Source organism: Pseudomonas sp. L5B5 (genome assembly GCF_020520285.1).
Taxonomy (GTDB): Bacteria; Pseudomonadota; Gammaproteobacteria; order Pseudomonadales; family Pseudomonadaceae; genus Aquipseudomonas.
Genome location: NZ_CP084742.1, coordinates 2,226,459 through 2,249,131 on the forward strand (window position 1 = coordinate 2,226,459; position 22,673 = coordinate 2,249,131).

General features: G+C 62.3%; 24 protein-coding genes. 2 read left to right on the forward strand and 22 right to left on the reverse strand.

Annotation, left to right across the window (positions count from 1 at the left end):
* Positions 1-2: 2 nt before the first annotated feature.
* From pabC to LGQ10_RS10025, 8 genes are all read right to left on the reverse strand, one after another.
* The gene (gene pabC, locus LGQ10_RS09990) at positions 3-818 is read right to left on the reverse strand and encodes an aminodeoxychorismate lyase (RefSeq protein WP_226525457.1); all 816 of its coding nucleotides are present in this window, start codon (positions 816-818) and stop codon (positions 3-5) included.
* Positions 818-2,062 (reverse strand): beta-ketoacyl-ACP synthase II, encoded by a 1,245-nt coding sequence (gene fabF / locus LGQ10_RS09995; protein WP_226525458.1) that lies wholly within the window; start codon positions 2,060-2,062, stop codon positions 818-820. Before fabF ends, pabC begins: the two co-directional genes overlap by 1 nt.
* A gap of 110 nt (positions 2,063-2,172) precedes the next feature.
* On the reverse strand, positions 2,173-2,409 hold the full coding sequence (gene acpP / locus LGQ10_RS10000) for an acyl carrier protein (protein ID WP_004884578.1): 237 nt from the start codon (positions 2,407-2,409) through the stop codon (positions 2,173-2,175).
* Between the two features lie 196 nt (positions 2,410-2,605).
* Positions 2,606-3,346, reverse strand: a complete 741-nt coding sequence (gene fabG, locus LGQ10_RS10005) for a 3-oxoacyl-ACP reductase FabG (RefSeq protein ID WP_226525459.1) — start codon at positions 3,344-3,346, stop codon at positions 2,606-2,608.
* A gap of 16 nt (positions 3,347-3,362) precedes the next feature.
* The gene (fabD, locus tag LGQ10_RS10010) at positions 3,363-4,301 is read right to left on the reverse strand and encodes an ACP S-malonyltransferase (protein WP_226525460.1); all 939 of its coding nucleotides are present in this window, start codon (positions 4,299-4,301) and stop codon (positions 3,363-3,365) included.
* A 126-nt stretch (positions 4,302-4,427) separates the two neighbouring features.
* Positions 4,428-5,438: a phosphate acyltransferase PlsX gene (gene plsX, locus LGQ10_RS10015; RefSeq protein ID WP_226525461.1), complete on the reverse strand. Its 1,011-nt coding sequence runs from the start codon at positions 5,436-5,438 to the stop codon at positions 4,428-4,430.
* A 3-nt stretch (positions 5,439-5,441) separates the two neighbouring features.
* Positions 5,442-5,624, reverse strand: coding sequence for a 50S ribosomal protein L32 (rpmF, locus tag LGQ10_RS10020; RefSeq protein ID WP_003179396.1), 183 nt, complete (start codon positions 5,622-5,624; stop codon positions 5,442-5,444).
* Between the two features lie 13 nt (positions 5,625-5,637).
* Complete coding sequence (locus tag LGQ10_RS10025; protein WP_011060115.1) at positions 5,638-6,165, reverse strand: YceD family protein; 528 nt, start codon at positions 6,163-6,165, stop codon at positions 5,638-5,640.
* Between the two features lie 104 nt (positions 6,166-6,269).
* Here LGQ10_RS10025 and LGQ10_RS10030 point away from each other — a divergent pair, with 104 nt between their 5' ends.
* Positions 6,270-6,848: a Maf family protein gene (locus LGQ10_RS10030; RefSeq protein ID WP_226525462.1), complete on the forward strand. Its 579-nt coding sequence runs from the start codon at positions 6,270-6,272 to the stop codon at positions 6,846-6,848.
* Between the two features lie 51 nt (positions 6,849-6,899).
* Here LGQ10_RS10030 and sppA read toward each other — a convergent pair whose 3' ends face one another.
* The 3 genes from sppA to rluC are packed head-to-tail and all read right to left on the reverse strand — an operon-like array spanning position 6,900 to position 9,519.
* Complete coding sequence (gene sppA / locus LGQ10_RS10035; protein WP_226525463.1) at positions 6,900-7,889, reverse strand: signal peptide peptidase SppA; 990 nt, start codon at positions 7,887-7,889, stop codon at positions 6,900-6,902.
* A 21-nt stretch (positions 7,890-7,910) separates the two neighbouring features.
* A complete protein-coding gene (locus LGQ10_RS10040) occupies positions 7,911-8,573 on the reverse strand; it encodes an HAD-IA family hydrolase (RefSeq protein ID WP_226525464.1) in 663 nt (220 codons plus the stop codon).
* Positions 8,563-9,519, reverse strand: coding sequence for a 23S rRNA pseudouridine(955/2504/2580) synthase RluC (gene rluC, locus LGQ10_RS10045; RefSeq protein ID WP_226526125.1), 957 nt, complete (start codon positions 9,517-9,519; stop codon positions 8,563-8,565). The genes LGQ10_RS10040 and rluC overlap by 11 nt, the downstream gene beginning before the upstream one ends.
* A 717-nt stretch (positions 9,520-10,236) precedes the next feature.
* On the opposite strand from rluC, the gene rne reads away from it, so the two are divergent.
* A complete protein-coding gene (gene rne, locus LGQ10_RS10050) occupies positions 10,237-13,443 on the forward strand; it encodes a ribonuclease E (RefSeq protein ID WP_226525465.1) in 3,207 nt (1,068 codons plus the stop codon).
* A 63-nt stretch (positions 13,444-13,506) separates the two neighbouring features.
* Here rne and LGQ10_RS10055 read toward each other — a convergent pair whose 3' ends face one another.
* The 11 genes from LGQ10_RS10055 to LGQ10_RS10105 all read right to left on the reverse strand — a co-directional run bounded on the left by LGQ10_RS10055 (position 13,507) and on the right by LGQ10_RS10105 (position 22,648).
* Positions 13,507-14,103 carry a nucleotidyltransferase family protein gene (locus LGQ10_RS10055; RefSeq protein WP_226525466.1) on the reverse strand — a complete coding sequence of 199 codons (597 nt, stop codon included), beginning with the start codon at positions 14,101-14,103 and terminating at the stop codon, positions 13,507-13,509.
* Entirely contained in the window at positions 14,100-15,095 is a 996-nt protein-coding gene (locus LGQ10_RS10060) for an XdhC family protein (RefSeq protein ID WP_226525467.1), read from the reverse strand. Before LGQ10_RS10060 ends, LGQ10_RS10055 begins: the two co-directional genes overlap by 4 nt.
* A complete protein-coding gene (locus LGQ10_RS10065; protein WP_226525468.1) occupies positions 15,095-17,410 on the reverse strand; it encodes a xanthine dehydrogenase family protein molybdopterin-binding subunit in 2,316 nt (771 codons plus the stop codon). The genes LGQ10_RS10060 and LGQ10_RS10065 overlap by 1 nt, the downstream gene beginning before the upstream one ends.
* Positions 17,407-17,877, reverse strand: a complete 471-nt coding sequence (locus LGQ10_RS10070) for a (2Fe-2S)-binding protein (RefSeq protein WP_058437366.1) — start codon at positions 17,875-17,877, stop codon at positions 17,407-17,409. The genes LGQ10_RS10065 and LGQ10_RS10070 overlap by 4 nt, the downstream gene beginning before the upstream one ends.
* Positions 17,878-18,119: 242 nt before the next feature.
* The gene (gene murB, locus LGQ10_RS10075) at positions 18,120-19,145 is read right to left on the reverse strand and encodes a UDP-N-acetylmuramate dehydrogenase (RefSeq protein ID WP_226525469.1); all 1,026 of its coding nucleotides are present in this window, start codon (positions 19,143-19,145) and stop codon (positions 18,120-18,122) included.
* Positions 19,142-19,606 carry a low molecular weight protein-tyrosine-phosphatase gene (locus LGQ10_RS10080; RefSeq protein ID WP_058437368.1) on the reverse strand — a complete coding sequence of 155 codons (465 nt, stop codon included), beginning with the start codon at positions 19,604-19,606 and terminating at the stop codon, positions 19,142-19,144. Before LGQ10_RS10080 ends, murB begins: the two co-directional genes overlap by 4 nt.
* A complete protein-coding gene (gene kdsB, locus LGQ10_RS10085) occupies positions 19,606-20,370 on the reverse strand; it encodes a 3-deoxy-manno-octulosonate cytidylyltransferase (RefSeq protein ID WP_058437369.1) in 765 nt (254 codons plus the stop codon). The genes LGQ10_RS10080 and kdsB overlap by 1 nt, the downstream gene beginning before the upstream one ends.
* A complete protein-coding gene (locus LGQ10_RS10090; protein WP_058437370.1) occupies positions 20,367-20,552 on the reverse strand; it encodes a Trm112 family protein in 186 nt (61 codons plus the stop codon). Before LGQ10_RS10090 ends, kdsB begins: the two co-directional genes overlap by 4 nt.
* Before the next feature lie 25 nt (positions 20,553-20,577).
* The gene (gene lpxK / locus LGQ10_RS10095) at positions 20,578-21,588 is read right to left on the reverse strand and encodes a tetraacyldisaccharide 4'-kinase (RefSeq protein ID WP_058437371.1); all 1,011 of its coding nucleotides are present in this window, start codon (positions 21,586-21,588) and stop codon (positions 20,578-20,580) included.
* Positions 21,588-22,016 carry an ExbD/TolR family protein gene (locus LGQ10_RS10100; RefSeq protein WP_226525470.1) on the reverse strand — a complete coding sequence of 143 codons (429 nt, stop codon included), beginning with the start codon at positions 22,014-22,016 and terminating at the stop codon, positions 21,588-21,590. The genes lpxK and LGQ10_RS10100 overlap by 1 nt, the downstream gene beginning before the upstream one ends.
* Positions 22,013-22,648 carry a MotA/TolQ/ExbB proton channel family protein gene (locus tag LGQ10_RS10105; RefSeq protein WP_058438767.1) on the reverse strand — a complete coding sequence of 212 codons (636 nt, stop codon included), beginning with the start codon at positions 22,646-22,648 and terminating at the stop codon, positions 22,013-22,015. The genes LGQ10_RS10100 and LGQ10_RS10105 overlap by 4 nt, the downstream gene beginning before the upstream one ends.
* Positions 22,649-22,673 lie beyond the last annotated feature (25 nt).

The window sequence follows — 22,673 nt, forward strand, 5'->3', positions numbered from 1 at the left end:
AATCAAGCATCCAGTAGTGCGCGGGTAATGCCCTGCAGTTTACGGGTGAGCGGTCCTGCCGACCAGCTCATCCCGGCGCAGCCCAGTACCGGCCAGACGCCATAGACACTGTTGCAGACAAAGACTTCGTCAGCCTGTTGCAACTGCTCGAAGCTGATGTCGACGACCTGCACGGAAATACCCTGGGCCGCAGCCTGGGCCAGAATCTCGGCGCGCATGACGCCGGCCACGCCACATCGGCTCAAGTCTGCGGTGAACAAGCCGCCCCGGGAAACCAGGAACAGGTTGCTGAACACGCCCTCGATCACGCGTCCCGCGCCATCGAGCATCAGGCCTTCGGCGTGCTCGCTGTCGCGCCACTCGGCACGAGCCAGAACTTGCTCAAGGCGATTGAGATGCTTGAGACCGGCCAGCAACGGCTGCTCGGACAAGCGCGTGGCACAGGGGAACAGGCGAACCCCCTGTTCAGCATGAGCCGCAGGATAGGCCGGCAAGGTGCTGCCCAGGAGGATCCGTCGCGCCCTGGCAACGGGGTCGGCGGTGTAGCCTCGCAAGCTGTCGCCCCGGGTCAGGATCAGCTTGAGCACCCCCTCCCCCATGGCCTCGGCGTAGGCCTGCATTTCGCCGCGGACCAGGTCCGGGTCCACAGTCAGCGCCAGGCGCCGGCAACCTTCGGCCAGGCGCTGCAGATGTCGATCCAGCAACAGCGGCTTGCCGGATCTGACGACGATGGTCTCGAACAGACCATCGCCGTAGGCCAGGCCACGGTCCTTGAGCGACAGAGCGTCAGCCGGCTGACCGTCGACCCAGCTGTGCATCACTCGGAAAACCGACGGAACACCAGGGAGCCATTGGTACCGCCAAAACCGAAGGAGTTGGACAGCACTACATCGATATCCATGCTGCGCGCAGTGTGCGGCACGAAATCCAGGTCGCAACCTTCATCCGGCTCATCCAGGTTGATGGTCGGCGGCGCAACCTGGCTGTTGATCGCCAGCACGCTGAAGATCGCCTCGATCGCCCCGGCAGCCCCCAGAAGGTGACCGGTCATGGACTTGGTGGAACTGACTGCGAGCTTGTAGGCATGATCACCGAACACGCTCTTGATCGCTTCGGCTTCCGCCAGGTCGCCGGCGGGCGTCGACGTGCCATGGGCGTTGACATACTGCACCTGGTCGACATTGATCTGTGCATCACGCAAGGCATTGGCGATGCAGCGAGCAGCACCGGCGCCGTCGGCAGGAGGCGAGGTCATGTGGTAGGCATCACCGCTCATGCCGAAGCCGATCAGTTCGGCATAGATGGTCGCTCCACGCGCCTTGGCATGCTCCAGTTCCTCGAGAACCAGGGCGCCGGCACCATCGGACAGCACGAATCCGTCACGCCCCTTGTCCCACGGGCGACTGGCACGAGCTGGCTCGTCGTTGCGGGTCGACAGTGCACGGGATGCACCGAAACCACCCATGCCCAGGCCGCAGGCTGCCATTTCGGCACCGCCGGCGATCATCACGTCGGCTTCGCCGTAGGCAATATTGCGCGCGGCCATGCCGATGCAATGGGTGCCGGTGGTGCACGCCGTGGAAATGGCGTAGTTCGGCCCCTGAAGCCCCAGGTGAATGGACAGGAAGCCGGAAATCATGTTGATGATCGAACCGGGCACGAAGAACGGAGAGATCCGCCGTGGACCAGAATCGTGCAGGATGCGGCTGGTTTCCTCGATATTGGTCAAACCGCCAATACCTGACCCCATGGCCACGCCGATACGATCACGGTTGGCGTCGGTGACTTCCAGGCCGGCATTGCGTACCGCCTGAAATCCGGCCGCCAGGCCGTATTGAATGAACAGATCGAGTTTGCGGGCCTCTTTGGCCGACAGGTATTCCTCGACATTGAAGCCCTTTACCGAGCCGCCAAAACGGGTGGAATAGGCAGAAAGGTCAGTGTGTTCGATCAGACCGATGCCACTTTGGCCAGCCAGAATGCCCTGCCAGCTACTCGGTACATCCGTACCCAGCGGCGACAACATACCCATACCGGTGACTACGACGCGTCTACGCGACACAGCACTCTCCTTTTTCTAATGACGACACTTTGCATCAGGCCTAAAGAAAAAACCGCACGCCGTGACGGCAGTGCGGTTTTTCCATGACAGCAATATACGACTACAAACGATTAAGCCTGGTGGCTGTTAACGTAGTCGATAGCTGCTTGAACGGTAGTGATCTTCTCAGCTTCTTCGTCAGGGATTTCGGTCTCGAATTCCTCTTCCAGAGCCATCACCAGCTCAACGGTGTCAAGGGAGTCGGCACCCAGGTCTTCAACGAAGGAAGCGGTGTTAACAACTTCTTCTTCTTTAACGCCCAGTTGCTCAGCAACGATTTTCTTGACGCGCTCTTCGATGGTGCTCATACCTTGTTTTCACTCCTAATGGACAAATTCAGGCAGCTGGCCAGTGGGTAAGTGTATAGAAAGGCTTTTCAGCTTTTCAACCGAAAGCTTTGTCCCTCAAACCCTTTGGCCATCTGCCTATAAATAGATTGCAGCTTTATAACGGATTTTAGACAGCTCGTATGACACTTTTTTGAAGCAATCCGTCACATTTGCCTCACATATACATCCCGCCGTTAACCGGGATTGTAGCCCCAGTAACGTATGCTGCACCGTCGGATGCCAGGAAAGCGACCACTTGCGCAATCTCTTGTGCCTGACCCAGACGACCCAGCGGAATCTGCGTCTGCAGGGCTTCACGCTGTGCTTGCGGTAGCTCGCGGGTCATATCGGTGTCGATGAAACCAGGAGCGACCGAGTTCACAGTGATCGACCGCGAACCTACTTCCCGCGCCAGGGCACGGCTGAAACCTTCCAGGCCGGCCTTGGCGGCGGCGTAGTTTACTTGGCCTGCGTTGCCCATGGCACCCACAACCGAGCCAATATTGATAATTCGCCCCCAACGGGCCTTGGTCATGCCGCGCAGAACACCTTTGGACAGGCGATACAGGCTGTTGAGGTTGGTATCGACCACGTCGTACCACTCGTCATCTTTCATGCGCATCATCAGGTTGTCGCGGGTGATGCCTGCATTGTTCACCAGGATCGCCGGCGCGCCGAACTGCTCGGTGATGCTGGCCAGGACTGCAGCCACGGATTCGTCGCTGGTGACATTGAGCTCAAGGCCAGTGCCCTGAACACCGTTTTCCTTGAGAGTGGCGGCGATGCGCTCGGCACCCGAGGCGGAAGTGGCGGTACCCACCACGATGGCGCCCATGCGCCCCAGCTCAAGCGCGATGGCCTGGCCGATCCCACGGCTGGCGCCGGTCACCAGTGCAACTTTACCTTGCAGACTCATGCAAGCTTCTCCTAATTCAGGCCAACGCTGCACGGGCGGCAGCGAAAGCATCTGGGGTATTCAGGTTAGAGGTCGAAACGCCTTCGGCACAGCGCTTGTTGAGGCCTGCCAGGACCTTGCCCGGACCACACTCGACCAGCTCGGTAGCGCCGCTGGCGGCCAGGGCCTGCACGGACTCGACCCAGCGGACAGGCTTGTACAGCTGTTCCAGCAGGTCACGCTTCAGGCCATCCAGATCGACTGCCACCGCAGCGCTGACATTCTGCACCAGCGGAATCTGTGGAGCCTGCCAGTTGATGGCCGCGATCGACTCGGCAAAACGCTCGGCTGCTGGGCGCATCAGTTCGCAATGGGATGGCACGCTGACCGGCAACGGCATGGCGCGCTTGGCGCCACGGGCCTTGCAACCTTCGATGGCGCGATCCACAGCCGCCTTGGCACCAGCTATCACCACCTGGCCAGGGGAGTTGTAGTTCACCGCACTGACCACTTCACCTTGTGCAGCCTCCTCGCAGGCGGCTACCACGTCGGCATCGTCCAGGCCGAGAATCGCCGCCATGCCGCCCTGCCCTGCCGGCACGGCTTCCTGCATCAACTGGCCACGACGCTCCACCAACTTGACTGCCTCGGCGAGGGTCAGGCTGCCAGCGGCGACCAGCGCACTGTACTCACCCAGGCTGTGACCGGCGACAAAGGCCGGACGCGCGCCGCCCTCGGCCAGCCACAAGCGCCACAGCGCAATGGAAGCAGTGAGGATCGTGGGCTGGGTCTTGTCGGTCTGATTGAGCAGCTCTGCCGGACCTTCCTGGGTCAGGGCCCAGAGGTCGTAGCCCAGAGCATCGGAGGCTTCCTTGAAAGTATCGAGGATCAACGGGTATTGCGCGCCCAGCTCGGCCAACATGCCGAGGGACTGCGAACCCTGTCCTGGAAAGACGAATGCGAGGGATGCAGACATGTAACGAGCCCCTAATGATCTTGTCGTCGGATAATTGACGTCACACCGTAGTGGACGCAAGAAACTGACAGTTGGATGGCCAATCGAACCAAGCGGTCACATTTAAGCACTCCCCCGGACAAACTCCTAAAGGAGCATGTCCTCGAGGCGCCCATGCAAACGGCGCGGCAGGTCTTCCTGGATCTCGATCAGAGCACGCTGAATCGCGCTCTGGAAGCCCTGGACCCCCGCCGAACCATGACTTTTCACCACGATCCCCTGCAAGCCAAGGAAACTCGCGCCATTGTGTCGCGCCGGCGCCAGGTCAGCCTGCAGGCGTCGCATCAAAGGCAGGGCCAACACCCCCACAGCTCGAGACACCAGGTTGCGCCGGAACAGCGCCTCGATACGGGCCGCAATCATGGTCGCCAACCCCTCGCTGGACTTGAGCAGGATATTGCCGACAAAACCGTCGCACACCACCACATCCGCCTCGCCACGATACAGCCCGTCGCCTTCGACAAAACCGATGTAGTTCAGGCCGCGGGCCTGCTGCAGGAGGCTCGCCGCCAGCTTGACCTGCTGGTTGCCCTTGATGTCTTCGGTGCCGATGTTCAGCAAGGCCACCCTTGGACGCACGATGCCCAGGGTCTGCGCTGCAACCGAACCCATGACGGCAAACTGCAGCAAGTGTTCGGCACTGCAGTCGACATTGGCTCCCAGGTCCAGCAACTGGCAATAACCACGCTGAGTAGGAATGGCAGCCACCATCGCCGGACGATCGATACCGGGCAGGGTCTTTAGCACATACCGCGAAAGCGCCATCAGCGCCCCGGTATTACCGGCACTGACACAAGCCTGGACCTTTTCCTCACGCAACAACTCAAGCGCTACCCGCATCGAAGAGTCAGGCTTGCCACGCAGGGCCTGGGAAGGCTTTTCGTCCATGGTGATCACCTCGCTCGCCGGGATAATCGTCAGGCGCGCGCGATCCACGGCCGAATGGCTGGAAATCAATTCTTCAAGGAGGGAGGGTTGACCCACGAGAGTCAGGTGCAGCGAGGGGGTAGCAGACAGGCAAGCAATACTGGCCTGAACAATGCTGCGGGGACCGAAGTCCCCGCCCATTGCGTCAATCGCGATGACTTGAGCGGACAAGGATTACTCGTCAGCGCCCTTGTCGATCACTTTACGACCACGGTATACGCCTTCTGGCGATACGTGGTGACGCAGGTGAACTTCACCGGTGGTTTTTTCTACGGACAGGGTGCTAGCCTCGAGAGCGTCGTGCGAACGGCGCATGTCACGGGCAGAGCGGGATTTTTTGTTCTGCTGAACAGCCATAATTGATTAACTCCTAAACGTTTGGGTCACGCTTTAACTGCGCCAATACACTGAACGGGTTGGACCGCGTTACCTCGTCCTCGCTCGGCTCGGGCTCATCGAGCCCCGCCGGCTGCTGGCATTCTTCCGGATGATGAGCAGGCACGATGGGCAAGGCAAGCAAAAGCTCCTCCTCGACCAACGCCTGCAGATCCAAAGGATCCTCGCCCAGTTCCAGCACGTCATAACCTTTCGGCAACGACTGGGTATTCGCACCCTCCTTCACCACCGCGTAACTGCACTCGCTGTGGATCGGCAGGGTGACCAGCTCAAGACAACGCTGGCAAACCATTTTGACTTCGACGTCGATGGAGCTGTGGATAACTACAGCTTTACGCTCGTCACGCTCGAAAACGAATTTAGCCTGCACCGTACCGACATTATCGGAAAGCGGGTCGCAGAGTCTCTCCAAATCGGCCAGCAGCAGTTCACCCTGGAGGGTGGTGCCACGGTCAGCCAATTTGCGCGGGTCAACGTGAGGTGGAATCGGGTCATTCAACATAGGCGCAGCATTATAGGGATGCCCCCGGCCATGTCAAAGGAAATTCAGCCCTGTCCGTCACTTGCGAGCCTCGCTAGAATTCCTGGCCCGCCCAGGAGATGTACATGCTGCCCTTATTACTCGCCTCAAGCTCGACCTACCGCCGGGAATTGCTGTCCCGCCTGCAACTGCCATTCACTTGCAGCGCCCCCGACATCGACGAAAGCCGTCGCCCAGGCGAAAGCGCCTCAACGCTGGTAAGACGCCTGGCCGAGGAAAAGGCTCGTGCGCTCGCTCCCAGCTACCCAGGGCACCTGATCATCGGCTCGGACCAGGTAGCCGTGCTGGGTGACCGGATCATCGGCAAGCCCCATACCTTTGACAAGGCCCGCCAACAACTGCTGGACGCCAGCGGCGCGAGCGTGACCTTCCTTACCGGACTGGCACTGCTCAACAGCCGGACCGGCCACTGCCAGGTCGACTGCATCCCCTTCACCGTCAACATGCGTCACCTGGACAGCCAACGCATCGAACGCTACCTGCAGGCCGAGCGCCCCTTCGATTGCGCCGGCAGCTTCAAGGCCGAGGGCCTTGGCGTCAGCCTATTCCAGAGCACCGAGGGCCCTGACGCCACAGCCCTGATAGGCCTGCCGCTGATCCGCCTGGTGGACATGCTTCAAGCTGAAGGCGTGGACATACCCTGAGCCCATTAAAAAGCCGACCCCAGGGCCGGCTCTTCATTGCGCATCACACGCTCAACGCAAGGTCGGCCCGTGGAAGCCCATCCACATGGCAATCTGCTCGGCCACACTCGCACCCAGCTTTTTCGAGAAGCGGTCGAATGGCGACTCCTGGATCGTGAAATCCACCACTTCCTTCTCGCCAATCACGTCTCGCGCAACCGAACTGGTATTACCCAGTCCATCGATCAACCCCAGCTGCAACGCTTGCTCACCGGACCACACCAATCCCGAGAACAGCTCGGGATGATCCTTGTCCTTGAGGCGCTCACCTCGGCCCTGCTTGACGCTGGCGATGAACTGGCGATGGGTGGTGTCCAGCACTCCCTGCCAGAACTGGGTTTCCTCAGGCTTCTGCGGCTGGAACGGATCAAGGAACGACTTGTGCTCACCGGAGGTGTAGGTACGGCGCTCGACCCCCAGCTTCTCCATGGCGCCGACAAAACCGTAACCGGCCGCCGTCACCCCGATGGAACCCACCAGACTGGCCTTGTCGGCATAGATCTGATCAGCGGCGCTGGCGATGTAATAGGCACCGGAAGCCCCCAGGTCGGAAATCACCGCATAGACCTTGGTGTCCTTGTGCAAAGCCCGCAACCGGCGAATTTCGTCATAGACATACCCGGACTGCACCGGACTGCCACCCGGACTATTGATTCGCAGGACAATACCCTTGACCTTCGGATCATCAAAAGCCGTGCGCAGGCTCCCGACGATATTGTCCGCACTGGCGGACTCCTTGTCGGCGATCACCCCAGCCACATCGATCACCGCCGTGTAGCTGCCGCCGCGAGTAGCACTCTTCTCCATGCTCATCAGCGGCGTGAACAAAAGCAGCGCCACGAACAGGTAAACAAAGGTCAACAACTTGAAGAAAATCCCCCAGCGCCGCGAGCGACGCTGCTCCTGAACGCCGGCCAGCAGGGTTTTCTCCAACAGCTTCCAGCTTCTATCGTCAGAGTCTCCGGCACCCGATGCGCTCGGAGCCTTCCATTCGTCGGTCATGCCTATTACCTCAGCAACAAATTAACCAGCAGCCCGACTGAGCCAGGCATGCAGTTGAGGAAAATGATCGATGGACAAGCGCGGTTCGAATGCTTGCAGCGCCTCGATGGACTGAGCCCCGTAACTGACGGCGACCGAATCCATGCCGGCATTGCGCGCCATCAGCAGGTCGAAGGAAGAATCCCCAACCATCAACGCCTGCCTGGCCCCGATACCACAATGAGCAAGAATTTCCTCGAGCATCAAAGGGTGCGGCTTGCTGGCAGTTTCGTCAGCGGCCCGGGTGACATCGAAATACCCTTCCCAGCCATGAGCCCTCAGCACCCGATCCAAGCCCCGCCGCGCCTTGCCGGTGGCAACCGCCAACCGATAGCCTTCGGCCCGGAAAGCCTCCAGCGACTGCACCACCCCGGCAAACAGCGGCGAAGGCTCAGCCTCAAGGGCGATATAGTGATCGGCGTAATGCTGACGGAAAGCCACCATCTGTCCATCATCGATTTCCGGATACAGAGTGCGAATCGCCTCCGGCAAACCAAGACCGATGATGCCCTTGACGGCGAAGTCGTCGCACCGGGAAAAGCTGGAACGATCGGCCGCCACATGCATCGACTCGACAATCCGACCAATGGAATCTGCCAGAGTGCCATCCCAATCAAAGATCAGCAGCTTGTAATCAGGGTGCACTCAAACGCTCCACGGTCTTGGCCCACATCTCATCCACCGGAGCCTGCAACTTCAGTTCGCCACCATCGGGCAACGGCACGGTCAGCATATAGGCATGCAGAAACAGGCGCTTGCCACCCAGGTCGCGGATTTCACGAGTAAAATCATCGTCACCGTACTTGCTGTCACCTGCGATGCAATGCCCTGCATGCAAGGTGTGCACACGGATCTGGTGAGTACGCCCGGTCACCGGCTTGGCCTCGACCATGGTGGCGAAATCGCCAAAACGACGCAGAACCTTGAACATCGTCAAGGCCTCCTTGCCTTCGTCATTGACCTCCACCATGCGCTCGCCAGAACGCAAGTTGCTCTTGAGCAGCGGCGCACGCACCTGCTTCACTGCAGTCGCCCAGTGACCACGCACCAGCGCCATGTAGCGCTTGTCCACACCATCACCCCGCAGCGCGGCATGCAAGTGGCGCAACATGCTGCGCTTCTTGGCAATCATCAGCAGTCCGGACGTATCGCGATCGAGACGATGCACGAGCTCCAACTCCTTGGCATCGGGACGTAACTGACGAAAGGCTTCAATCACTCCGAAGTTCAGGCCGCTGCCACCATGCACGGCAATACCGGCAGGCTTGTTGATCACGATCAGGGCCTTGTCTTCGAAGACGATCGACGCCTCCAGGCGTTGCAGCAGCCCCTGAGCCAAAGGCACCGGCTCATCACGTTCGGGCACACGCACCGGCGGCACACGCACCACATCACCGGCCTGCAACTTGTATTCGGGCTTGATCCGCCCCTTGTTCACCCGCACTTCGCCTTTACGCAAAATGCGATAAATCAAGGTCTTGGGCACGCCTTTGAGCCGAGCGAGAAGGAAGTTATCAATACGTTGGCCGGCATATTCCGGCGTGACCTCAAGCAGTTGAACGCCTGGAGTCGAGGGGGCAGTAGTCGTCATGCCGCGGATAATAACAATTTTTATGGATTTGAAGCACTTAATGATTACTGCTATAGTCGCGAACGCCGCCAAAAGCGGCTGGACAGAGGAACAGCGGCCAACAGCCGGCCCTGACCAACGCAATTCACGAGGACGCAAGGCCGTCCTACGCAGCTCTCGCTACATAACGGACAAGTTGGGCGTTGTAACAAGCGCAGGTGACATGAGGCCTGAAACCCGTAAGAAGCAGAGTAATCACTCGCCTTTTACGCAGCGATTAACGGCCAGTTCACAAAGTGCAGTCAGCGATCGACGACCCCCAGGCGAAAGTTGTGGAAACAACGCCTTAGCCATAATGCGTGACCTCCCCTTTCGGAGTTCACGGTAAATGCCAACCCGCTGCGGATTCTGCGCGCGGCAGCACCCGAATTATCAGGGATACGTGTAGGGTGGAGATGCACAACCGTCGGACTGTGTAGCATTAGGCTTTATCAAGACGCTTCATCTCGTCCACAGTCGCCGGTTGATTCCTCCTCCTGACAGACTTTTGCTTAAGCGGTGCCTTAGTCACCACAGCAAGCAGGACGCGTGAGTCGCGACTTCGTTCCCGGTTACCGACAGGAACGAACATCGTTAGACACTCGAGTGGTCAACCACTCCTGACGCACCTGACACCGACCGTGAGAAGTCGTGTGTGCCGAACGCCGTTTCCGGCAGCCCGGAAACCGACGGTACTACATGAAAAGAATGCTGATTAACGCAACTCAACCCGAAGAGTTGCGTGTTGCCCTGGTAGATGGCCAGCGCCTCTACGACCTGGACATCGAGTCCGGTGCACGCGAGCAGAAAAAGGCCAACATCTATAAAGGCCGCATCACCCGCATCGAACCTAGCCTCGAGGCCGCTTTTGTCGACTTCGGCTCCGAGCGCCACGGCTTCCTGCCTCTCAAAGAAATTTCCCGCGAATACTTCAAGAAAGCCCCCGAAGGCCGCGTCAACATCAAGGACGTCCTGAGCGAAGGCCAGGAAGTCATCGTCCAGGTCGAGAAAGAAGAGCGTGGCAACAAGGGCGCCGCCCTGACCACCTTCATCAGCCTGGCCGGCCGTTACCTGGTACTGATGCCGAACAACCCACGTGCCGGTGGCATCTCGCGCCGCATCGAAGGCGAAGAGCGCAACGAACTGCGTGAAGCGCTGAACGGCCTGGTAGCCCCTGCCGACATGGGCCTGATCGTGCGTACTGCCGGCCTGGGCCGCAGCAGTGAAGAGATGCAGTGGGACCTGGACTACCTGCTGCAACTCTGGAGCGCCATCAAGGAAGCATCGCTGGATCGTTCCGCGCCATTCCTGATCTACCAGGAAAGCAACGTCATCATCCGCGCGATCCGTGATTACCTGCGCCAGGATATCGGTGAAGTACTGATCGACAGTGTCGAGGCACAGGACGAAGCGCTCACCTTCATCCGCCAGGTGATGCCGCAGTACGCCAGCAAGATCAAGCTGTACGAAGACAGCGTGCCGCTGTTCAACCGCTTCCAGATCGAAAGCCAGATCGAGACCGCCTTCCAGCGCGTGGTCGAACTGCCTTCCGGCGGCTCCATCGTTATCGATCCGACCGAAGCCCTGGTGTCCATCGACATCAACTCGGCGCGCGCCACCAAAGGCAGCGACATCGAAGAAACCGCCCTGCAGACCAACCTTGAAGCCGCCGAAGAAATCGCCCGTCAGTTGCGCCTGCGCGACATCGGCGGCCTGATCGTGATCGACTTCATCGACATGACCCCGGCCAAGAACCAGCGCGCCGTGGAAGAAAAAGTCCGCGAATGCCTGGAAGCCGACCGCGCCCGCGTGCAGATCGGCCGCATTTCGCGTTTCGGCCTGCTGGAAATGTCTCGCCAGCGCCTGCGTCCATCCCTGGGCGAAAGCAGCGGCATCGTCTGCCCACGCTGCAGCGGCACCGGCATCATCCGTGACGTCGAGTCGCTGTCCCTGGCAATCCTGCGCCTGATCGAAGAAGAAGCCCTGAAGGACCGCACTGCCGAAGTCCGTGCCCAGGTGCCGATTCCGGTCGCAGCATTCCTGCTCAACGAAAAGCGCAACTCGATCACCAAGATCGAACTGCGTACTCGCGCCCGTATCGTCATCCTGCCGAACGATCACCTCGAGACGCCGCACTTCGAAGTCCAGCGCCTGCGTGATGACAACCCGGAAGCCAACACCAACCAGTCCAGCTACGAAATCGCCGCTGCCGCTGCCGAGACCGAAGAGCCACAACCGGCCGCCGCCACCCGCACCCTGGTTCGCCAGGAGGCAGCAGTGAAGACGGCCCCGGCCCGCGCCAACGCTCCGGTTCCGGCCGAAGTTGCCGCTCCAGCCCCTGCACCTGCCCCGGTTGCCGAGCCGAGCCTGTTCAAGGGCCTGGTCAAGTCCCTGGTCAGCCTGTTCGCCACCAAGGAAGAGCCCGTGGCTCCGGCTGTCGTCGAGAAGCCAGCGAGCGAGCGCCCTGCCCGCAACGAAGAGCGTCGCAACGGTCGCCAGCAGAGCCGCAACCGCAACGGGCGTCGCGATGAAGAGCGCAAACCGCGCGAAGAGCGTGCGCCACGTGAAGAACGCGCACCACGAGAAGAGCGCCAGCCACGCGAGCCGCGCGAAGCCCGCGAGGAAGGTCAAGCCACCGCCCGTGAAGAGCGCCAGCCTCGCGCACCGCGTGAAGAGCGTCAACCACGCGCCCCGCGCGAAGAGCGCAAGCCTCGCGGTGAACGCGAAGAGCGTGTACGTGAACTGCGCGAGCCTCTGGATGCTGCTCCGACAGTCGCCGCTACCGCCGCCGCTGTTGTCGCTGAAGAGCGCCCGGCTCGTCAGCCGCGTGAAGAGCGCCAGCCTCGCCCACCGCGTGAAGAGCGTCAGCCACGTACCGAACAGGTCCAGGCTGCAGCTGCCAGCGAAGAAGAAGCGCTGCCTAGCGAAGAGCAACTGCTGGAAGAAGGTCAGGACGGCGCCGATGATGAACGCCCACGTCGCCGCTCCCGTGGCCAGCGTCGTCGCAGCAACCGTCGTGAACGTCAGCGCGATGCCAACGGCAACGTGATCGAAGGCTCGGAAGAGAATGCCGAAGAGCCAAGCGGTGCCGACCTCGCCGCTGGCCTGGCAGTGACCGCCGCCGTGGCCAGCACCGCTATCAGCGCCAACGCCGAAGCCGAGGCCCATCAGCAGGCAGAACGCGCCAACGCCTCGATTGCAGAGCAGGCCCCGGAAGCTCCGGTCGTCGAAGCCACTACCCCGGTAGAAACGCCGGCTGCACCGGCCATTGAAGTTGCTCCGGCAGCCGAAGTCGCACCGGTCGCCGAGCAGTCGGTCGAAGTCGCTGCCGAACCTGCAGAGGCCCAGCCGGTGGTTGCCGAGCAACCTGTTGCCGAACCTGCCGCCCCTGTGAGCGAGGAGCCAGCTGCCGAGCCAGCTCCGGTTCCGGCCCCGATTGCCGAGCCGGTGATCGAGCAACCAGTGGTTGCCGAGCAGCCTGCTCCAGCGGAGGAAGCAGCCCCGATTGCCGCTCCAGCAGTGGTCGAGGCCCCTGCCCCGGCTGCCGAAGCTGCTCCGGCCAGCACCCTGACCAGCAATGGCCGTGCGCCGAATGACCCACGCGAAGTGCGTCGTCGCAAACGTGAAGCCGAACGCCTGCAGAAGGAAGCTGAACTGGCCGCCACTGCTGCCCCGGCTGAAACCGTGGTCGCCGCCGAGGCTGTTCCGGCAGTTGAAGCTCCTGCCGTCGTCGAGGCTGCTCCAGTACCTGTCGAAGTACCTGCCGCAGCCCCTGCGCCAGTCGCCGAGCCAGAAGCAGAGCAACCAGCCCCGGCAGCCGAGCAAGCGCCACACGCTGTCGAGCACAACGTTGAGCACGCAGCGCACGCCGAAGAAAAAGAGCACGAGACCAAACCTCTCGTCTGATTCCCTCGGCAAATGAAAAGCCCCGCTCCGGGTCACCGGGCGGGGCTTTTTCATGCCTGCCTTTCAGGCCTGCCGAGAGATCAGCGCCTGGGGTACATCCACATCCCAGACGACACCCGGATCACTCACCGGTACCTCCACCACACTACCCGAGGCAAATAGCGGCCTGGCCCCGCGATCACCGGACAATCCACGCAATGCCTCGCCATAGCGGCGACCAAACCCCACCGGGTGGCCAAGCTCAGCCCCCCACCGAGGTACGCAGATTTGTTGTGCGGCCATGCTATCGACCACCTGTCGCGTGGTGTCGGACAGGATGAAGGGCATGTCCCCCAGCAAGACCAGCCAGCCATCGGCATCGGCACAAGCCGCCACGGCCGTCGCCAAGCTATGCCCCATGCCGGCAGAGTCCAGTTGCAACACTTCACACCCGTGGGCGCCCCCCAACTCCACCACCAGCGGTCGATGCACGGTCGTCACCAGCACCCTGCGGACAATCTCCCCTGGCAAGTTCACCAATACCTGCTCCAGAACCGGGCGCAGCACGCCGTCGCGTCCCCGGCAAGGCGCCAGCAACTTGTCCTGGTCATCCCCCGAGGCCTGCCGATAACGCCGGCCCTGCCCCGCCGCAAGAATGACCGCACAGGGAAGCAGGCTCACACCACTACCCGGCTGGCACGTGATATCGACTGTTTCGGTTGAGGCTCGACACCGTTCTTCAGCGCCACGATCTCGGCCATCAGCGACAGGGCGATTTCCGCCGGGGTGTGGCTACCTATGGGCAAGCCGACCGGCCCATGCAAACGCTCAACAGCCTGGGGCGACAGACCCAGAAGCAGCAGATTGTCGCGGCGCTTCTGACTGTTGACCCGGGAACCCAGCGCGCCGACATAGAACGCCCGGGAGTCGAGCGCCGTAAGCAAGGCCATGTCATCCAGCCGCGGATCATGGGTCAGGGCCACCACCGCAGTGCGTTCATCGGGCTCGATGCTCAACACCGCATCGTCGGGCATGCCGGCGACAAAACGACCGTCCTGATCTTCCCAACCATGGACGAACTCCCGACGCGGATCACAAATCAGCACCTCGAAGTCCAGCAGGCGGGCCATTTGCGCGACGTAGCGGGACAGTTGCCCGGCCCCGATCAGCAGCAGGCGCCAGCGCGGTCCGTAGATCGCCCGCAAGATGACGCCGTCGAACGCCAATTCGTCGTTCTTGCGGGCCGTCTTGAGCTGCACCTCGCCCGTGGCCACGTTCAGTTCCCGGGCCACGATCTGGTGTGCCTGGCAACGTTCGAGCAGTTCGGCGACCCAGGCCGGATCACCGATACGCTCCTCAACAAGGCGCAAGGTGCCACCACACGGCAGGCCGAAACGCGCAGCTTCCTCGAGAGTCACGCCATAGGTCACCCACTGCACCGGTGGCCCGCTCGCTGCCAGGCGCCCATCCTCCTGGCGGGAAATCAGGTCATCCTCGATGCAGCCGCCCGACACCGAGCCGATCACCACGCCATCGTCGCGCAGAGCCAGCATTGCGCCGGGGGGGCGCGGTGCACTGCCCCAGGTCTGGACCACGCTGTACAGCACCACACCCCGCCCGGCACGCCGCCACTCCAGGACGCTGCGCAGGACATTCACGTCGACGCTGTCCATCAGGCACCCGCCTGCTGCCAGCCCTGCAACTGGTAGCGCACCGGCAAGTTGCGGATGCGCTTGCCGGTGGCGGCAAAGATGGCATTGCACAGGGCCGGGGCAATCGGTGGCACGCCAGGCTCACCCACACCTCCCAGCGGCACCTCTCCAGGCGGTGTCACCAGATGCACTTGAACCTCCTTCGGTGCCAGAGACATGCGTGCCACTTCGTACATATGGAAGTTGTCCTGCTGGACCTTGCCATCCTTGAAGCTGATTTCCCCCAGCACCGCATTGCCCAGCCCCATGACACAGGCGCCTTCGAACTGCGAGCGGATACGCTCGGGGTTGATCTGCGGGCCACAGTCAACGGCGATATCGGCCTTGTGCACCACCAGGGTGCCATCACCCTTGACCTCCACCTCGATCACCGCCGCTACATAGGTCACGAAACTGTAGTGCACAGCCAGCCCCAAGCCTCGCCCCTTGGGCAGCTTGCGCCCCCAGCCGGCAGCCTTGGCCGCGGTCTCCAGCACGTTGCGCAGGCGACCGGTGTCGATGGGATAACGCTCGGGCGACTCGCCATAGTTCCACTCCTCGCTCAAGGTCCGCGGATCGATCTGCCGATCCGGCCCCAACAGCCGCAGCTGGTACTTCAGCGGATCCTCGCCGGCCTTGTGCGCCAACTCGTCGATAAAGCTCTGGATCGCAAAACCATGGGGAATATTCGACACCGAGCGATACCAGCCAACCCGGGTATGAGCCGCCGCCTCGGGGTTCTCCAGGCGGACATTGGGAATGGCATAGGCCATGTTGGTGAACCCCATCCCCAGCTCGAAGGCTCCTTCGTGGGTCATACCCGGGGCGAACAAGGCAGTGATGCTCGGCGCTACGGTGCGATGCAGCCACGCCGCAGGCATGCCGTCCTTGTTCAGCCCGGCCTTGAGGTATTCGGCCGATACCGTATGGAAATAGGAATTGTGGATATCGTCTTCCCGTGTCCATTGCACCCGCACCGCCTTGCCGGGAAAGGCCTTGGCCAGGATCGCCGCCTCGATAATGAAGTCGGGCTTGGACTTGCGACCAAAACCGCCACCCAGCAAGGTAACGTTCACCGTGACCTGGTCAAAGCCGATCCCCAGCCGTTCGGCGATCCGCTCGCGGGTCACCTGGGGCGCCTGGCTCGGCGCCCAGGCCTCACAGCGGCCATCCTGGAAACGGGCCACGGCGACCATCGGCTCCATAGGCGCCTGGGCCAGGTGCGGCAAGTAGTAGGTGGCCTCCAGACTCTCGTCGGCGCGGCCCAGGGCCTCTTCAAGGTTACCGGTGTTGCGCACCACCTTGCCCGGCTTGTGGGCGGCGGCCTCCAGCTCCTTGCGGTACTCGACGGAGTTGTAACCGGCATTGACTCCATCGTCCCACTCGATTTTCAACGCATCACGGCCCTTGATCGCCGCCCAGGTGTTGCTCGCCACCACCGCTACACCGCCCAGGGGCTGGAACTCCGAGGGCAGAGGGCGGCCTTCGATGGGAATCACCTTGATCACCCCGGGCACCTTCAGCGCAGCGCTGTCATCGACGGACCTGAGCTTGCCGCCATAAACCCGGGGCCGGGCCACTGCGGCGAACAGCATGCCCTCGAAATGCACATCGGCACCGTACACCGCACGACCGCTGACAATGTCCTGGCCGTCGATCGCGCGAGTCGCCTCCTTGCCGATGTAACGAAACTCCGAGGCCGGCTTCAGCCGCAGGCTGTCCCGAGCGGGCACCGCCAGAGCTCCGGCAGCGGCGGCCAGGGCGCCATAGCCCAGCTCCCGCCCGCTGGGCTGGTGGATCACCTTGTGCAGCTGTGCCCGGCACTCCGCCAGTGGCACTTGCCACTGCGCGGCGGCGGCCTGTTCGAGCATGGTCCGCGCGGCCGCGCCACAACGGCGCATCGGCTCGTACCAGTGACGCATGCTGCGCGAACCGTCGGTGTCCTGGTTGCCATAACGCACCTCGTCCCCCGGCGCCTGCCTGACCTTGACCAGGGCCCAGTCGGCTTCCAGTTCGTCGGCCACCACCATGCTCAGGCTGGTGCGCACGCCCTGGCCCATTTCCGAACGGTTGCAGATCACCGTCACACTACCGTCGGCGTCGATGCTCACATAAACCTTGGGATCATCGATCCAGCCGTGGGGCATGCCGTCGGCACCAAATGGCTTGTCCTCGGCAAACGCGTCCTGCCAGCCCCAACTCGCGGCCAGCACCAGGGCGCCGGTGGCGCCCACGCCCTTGAGAAAACCCCGGCGACTCAGGTTGTTCAGGGTGAAATCCGCGGGTAGGCGACTCATGCCTTGTCCTCCTGCAAATGGCTGGAGGCATGGCGGATCGCGGTCTTGATCCGGTTGTACGTACCACAGCGGCAGATGTTGCCGAGCATCGCCTCCTCGATCTGTTCATCGCTGGGATTGGGGTGGGTCTTGAGCAACGCGGTGGCGGACATGATCTGTCCGCCCTGGCAATAACCGCACTGGGCCACCGCGATATCCAGCCAGGCCTGTTGCACCACCTGGCCTACCGGATCGTTGTGCAGGTTGTCGATGGTGCTGACGTTCTTGCCCAGTACCGCGCCAACAGGGGTGATGCAACTGCGAGCCGGGTCGCCGTCGATATGGATGGTGCACGCACCGCACAAGCCCATGCCGCAACCGAACTTGGTGCCGTTGTAGCCGATCACGTCGCGAATCGCCCACAACAGGGGCATGTCCTCACTGACGTCCAGTGGATGATCCTGACCATTGAGTTTCAGAGTAATCATGGGCACGCCCGCATTCTGTAAGGGGATGGGGTCGAGCCATCTGGTCGCGCGGTACTGCAACTGCGGTACGCAGATCGGCTCAGGCTAATCGAGCTCTCTTGTGAAGACGGGTCTTCACCGGGCCCTTGGACACAGCAAAAAGCACATTCTTAGCCTGCTAAGTTAAGCCCTAATTAAGCAAAAAGCCTTGCCCGAACGTCATTCGAGCAAGGCTTTTTTTGATGGCCACGGCCAACGAACGATCAGGCCCCGTAGAGGTTGGGCTCCATCTCCAGTTCGACCTGGAAGCGCTCGGCGATGTCGCGCTGGATCTTCAGGGCCAGGGCCAGTAGTTGCTGGCCACTGGCGTTGCCGTAATTGACCAGCACCAGAGACTGCAAGCGATGAACCCCGGCATCGGCCTCGCGAAAGCCCTTCCAGCCCGCCTGTTCGATCAGCCACCCGGCCGCCAGCTTCACCTGCCCGTCCGCCTGGGGGTAACCCACCAGGTTCGGGTGTTCCTGGCGAATTCGCTCCGCCAGCACCGCCGGGACCACCGGGTTCTTGAAGAAGCTGCCGGCATTGCCCAGTACCGCCGGATCCGGGAGCTTCTCGCTACGAATGCTGCAGATCGCCCGGCTGACATCGCTGGCAGTGGGGTGCGCGATGCCCTGCTCCGCCAGGCGCTGGCGTACCGGGCCGTATTCCAGGTGCAGGTGTCCGGCCCGGCTCAGGGCAAAACGCACCCGCAGGATCACCCAGCGCCCGGTTTCACGCTTGAACAGGCTGTCGCGGTAGGCGAACTGGCACTGCTCCAGATCGAAGTCCCGCAGCTCGCCAGTCCGGCGATCCAGGGCGGTGAGACCGGCGAACACATCCTTGATCTCGACACCGTAGGCACCGATATTCTGCATCGGCGCTGCCCCCACGGTACCGGGGATCAGGCTGAGGTTCTCCAGGCCGGACAACCCTTGGTCCAGGGTCCACTGGACGAAGGGGTGCCAGGTCTCCCCGGCCTCGGCTTCCACCACCACCCTCTGCCCGTCGTCGCTGAGCAGGCGAATGCCACGGCTGGCCATGCGCAGCACCAGGGCCTGGATGTTCCCGGCCAGCAACAGGTTGCTGCCACCACCGATCACCAGCAGAGGCAATTGGTGCTTGCGACCATAGTCCAGAGCCTCGCGCACATCGGCATCGTCATGGGCCTGGGCGAACAGCCTGGCCTTGACCTCGACCCCGAAACTGTTGAACGGCTTGAGGGACACATCGGACTGGATATCCAGGTTCATAGGCGCCCCTTCAATTCGATCACCAGCCGGTCACAGGCCGCCTCGATCAGATCCAGCACTTGCTCGAAGCCCTTCTCACCGTCGTAGTACGGGTCCGGCACCTCATCAATCACGGCCTCGTAGCGGCGCAGGAAAAGATCCAGCTCTGCCTTGCCCCGGGCCGGCTGCAAGGCCTTGAGGTTGCGCAGGTTGCTCTGGTCCATGGCGAGAATCAGGTCATAGTGCGAGAAGTCGGCACTGCTGACCTGCTGCGCCCGTTGCGCCGACAGGTCATAACCGCGCTGCAGCGCCGCCCGCTGGCTGCGTGAGTCCGGCGCCTTGCCCACATGCCAGTCGCTGGTGCCGGCGGACGCCACCCGCACCTGGCCGGCCAGGCCGGCTTCACGCAATTTGTGGCGCAGTACGCCTTCGGCGGTGGGCGAACGGCAGATGTTGCCCAGGCAGACGAACAGGACCTGCATCAAGCCTCCAACAGGCGTCGGACGCGCTCGAGGTCTTCGGCGGTATCCACGCCGGTAGGCGGCGCCTCAAGGGCATCGGCCACATGAATTCGCACGCCGTGCCACAAGGCCCGCAGCTGCTCCAGGGACTCGGTGTTCTCCAGCCAGCAAGGTCCCCAGCTGACGAAGTCCTGGAGGAAGCCGGCACGGTACGCGTAGATCCCGATATGGCGCCGATAAGGCACGCCGGCCGGCAGTTCGTCGCGATTGCGGGCGAAGGCGTCCCGGGCCCAGGGCAAGGTCGAACGGCTGAAGGTCAGCGCCAGGCCATCGAGGTCGCTGACCACCTTGACCACATTGGGGTTGAACAAGGTCTCTGCATCCTCGATCGGCTCGGCCAGGGTGGCCATGCGCGCCTCGGGATGGGCTGCCAGGTTGGCCGCCACCTGATCGATCACCGCCGGAGGGATCAGCGGCTCGTCGCCCTGGACATTGACCACGATGGCATCCGCCGCCAGGCCCAACTGGGCAGCGACCTCGGCCAGGCGATCAGTGCCCGAGTTGTGGTCTTCGCGGGTCAGCAGCGCCTCGGCGCCAAAACCCTGGCAAGCATCGACGATACGCTGGTCGTCGGTAGCCACCACCACACGCTCGGCGCGGCTCTTGCTGGCCTGCTCCCAGACCCACTGGACCATCGGCTTGCCGGCGATCATCTGCAGCGGCTTGCCCGGCAGGCGGGTGGACGCGAAACGCGCCGGAATGACCACGGTGAAGGCGCTGGTCATTTGTCCAGGCGCTCCTCGGTGCTCAGGGTGCGGGCTTCGCTTTCCAGCATCACCGGAATACCGTCGCGGATCGGATAGGCCAGGCCGGCGCCCTTGCTGATCAGCTCGGTCTTGTCGGCACTGAGTTTGAGGGGGCCCTTGCAGATCGGGCAGGCCAGGATGTCGAGCAGTTTGGTGTCCATGAGGATTTCCCTGGATAGAAGCGATTTAAGGCAATAGACGGTCAGGCAACAGGCGCATCAACTGGGTATCGAACCAGGCGACGAAGGCCGGCGAAGGCACCGCGTCGACCGCCAGGTACCACCAGTCGGCCGCCGCGAACTCGCGACACTTGACTGCATCCTTCTCGGTCATGACCAGCGGCAATGACGGAGTGAAGGCCAAGGCCTGAGGGCTGTATTGGGCGTGATCGGCAAATGCATGGGGGACAGGTTGCCAGTGTAGCGTTTCAAGGGTCTTGAAGAAACGCTGGGGATTGCCGATGCCGGCCACCGCATGCACCGCCTGGCCCGGGGCGAAATGCTCCACCGGGCGACGCTCGCCGCTTTGCAGGTTGACCAGCGCCGAAGGCTTGAGTTGAAAGGCAAAACCATCGGCACGATCGGCGCCGGCCCCGTTGTACAGCAAGGCATCCACACTGTGCAGGCGCTCCACCGGCTCGCGCAGCGGGCCGGCCGGCAGGCAGCGGCGATTACCCAGCCCTCGGGCAGCGTCGATCAGCACCAGTTCCAGGTCGCGGGCCAGGCGGTAATGCTGCAGCCCATCGTCGGACAGGATCAGGTCCAGCGGCTCGGCGGCCAGTAGCGCCTGTACTGCGCGACTGCGATCGGGATCGATCATCAGGGGTACGCCGCAGCGCTGGACAATCAGCAGCGGCTCGTCGCCGGCCACTTCGGCGCTGTCCGTGGCGGCGACCCGCCAGGGCAATTGCGGTGGCTTGGCACCGTAGCCGCGACTGACCACCCCGACCCGCAGGCCAAGGCGCTGGCAATGTTCCACCAGCCACAGGATCAGCGGCGTCTTGCCGGTGCCGCCCACGGTGATATTGCCCACCACCACCAGCGGCACCGGCGGCTGGTAGATGTCGCCCTCGCCCGCCAGGAAGCGTTGGCGCTTGCCTACCACCACGCGGCGGTACAGCCATTCCAGGGGCTGCAGCAGTTTCAGCGCGGGGTGGCCCTGATACCAGGCGGCGAGCAGACGATCGGAAAGTGCCATCAGGGTGCCGCTGCCGCCTCGACGGTGGTCATGCGCAGGTGGCTGAAACCGAGCTTGCCGGCCGCGTCCATGGCAGTGATCACCGCTTGATGCTGGGTCTTGCCGTCGGCGCTGATGGACAACGGCAGGTTGGTATCGCCAGCGGACTCCTTCTGCAACGCGTCGATCAGGGTCGCCAGGTCGTTCTTGGGCAGCACCTGGTTGTTCACCGAGAACACCCCGTCGGCGCTGATGGCGATATCCAGCTGCTTGACCTGCTGGTCCTCGGCGGGCGAGCCGCTGACCGCCTCGGGCAGGTCGACACGCAACTCGGTTTCGCGAGTGAAGGTGGTGGTCACCACGAAGAACAGCAGCAGGATGAACACCACGTCGATCAGGGACGCGAGGTTGATATCCACGGTTTCCCGCGGTTTGCGACGGAATTTCACGCTTTGCCCTCGGCCAGGTCGACATCGCGGTCGCCCTGGATCACTTCCACCAGCTTGATGGCCTCCTGCTCCATGCCCACCACCAGTTCATCGACCCGGCGCTGCAGGAAGCGGTGGAAAAACACCGCTGGAATACCCACCATCAGGCCCGCAGCGGTCGTGATCAGTGCCTTGGAAATACCACCGGCCAATACATGGGCGTTGGAGGTCATGCCCGACCCCATGAACGAACTGAAGATGTCGATCATGCCCAGCACCGTGCCCAGCAGGCCCAGCAGGGGCGCCATCGCGGCGATGGTGCCAAGGGCATTGAGGTAGCGCTCCAGCTCGTGAATGACCCGGGCGGCCGCTTCTTCAATGCACTCCTTCATGATCTCGCGGCCATGCCTGGAGTTGGCCAGGCCTGCCGCCAGGATCTCGCCCAGGGGCGAATCGGCGCGCAGCTCCTTGAGCTTGTCCTTGTTCAGTTGCTTGTCCTTGATCCAGCGCCAGACCTGGCCCAGCAAGTGAGGAGGTGTGACTCGGCTGGCCCGCAGGGTCCACAAGCGCTCGGCAATGATGCCCACGGCAGCGATGGAACTCAGGATGATCGGCAACATCATCCAACCGCCGGATTTGACCAATTCCCACACAGTGACAGTCCCCTCGAAAAAGTGC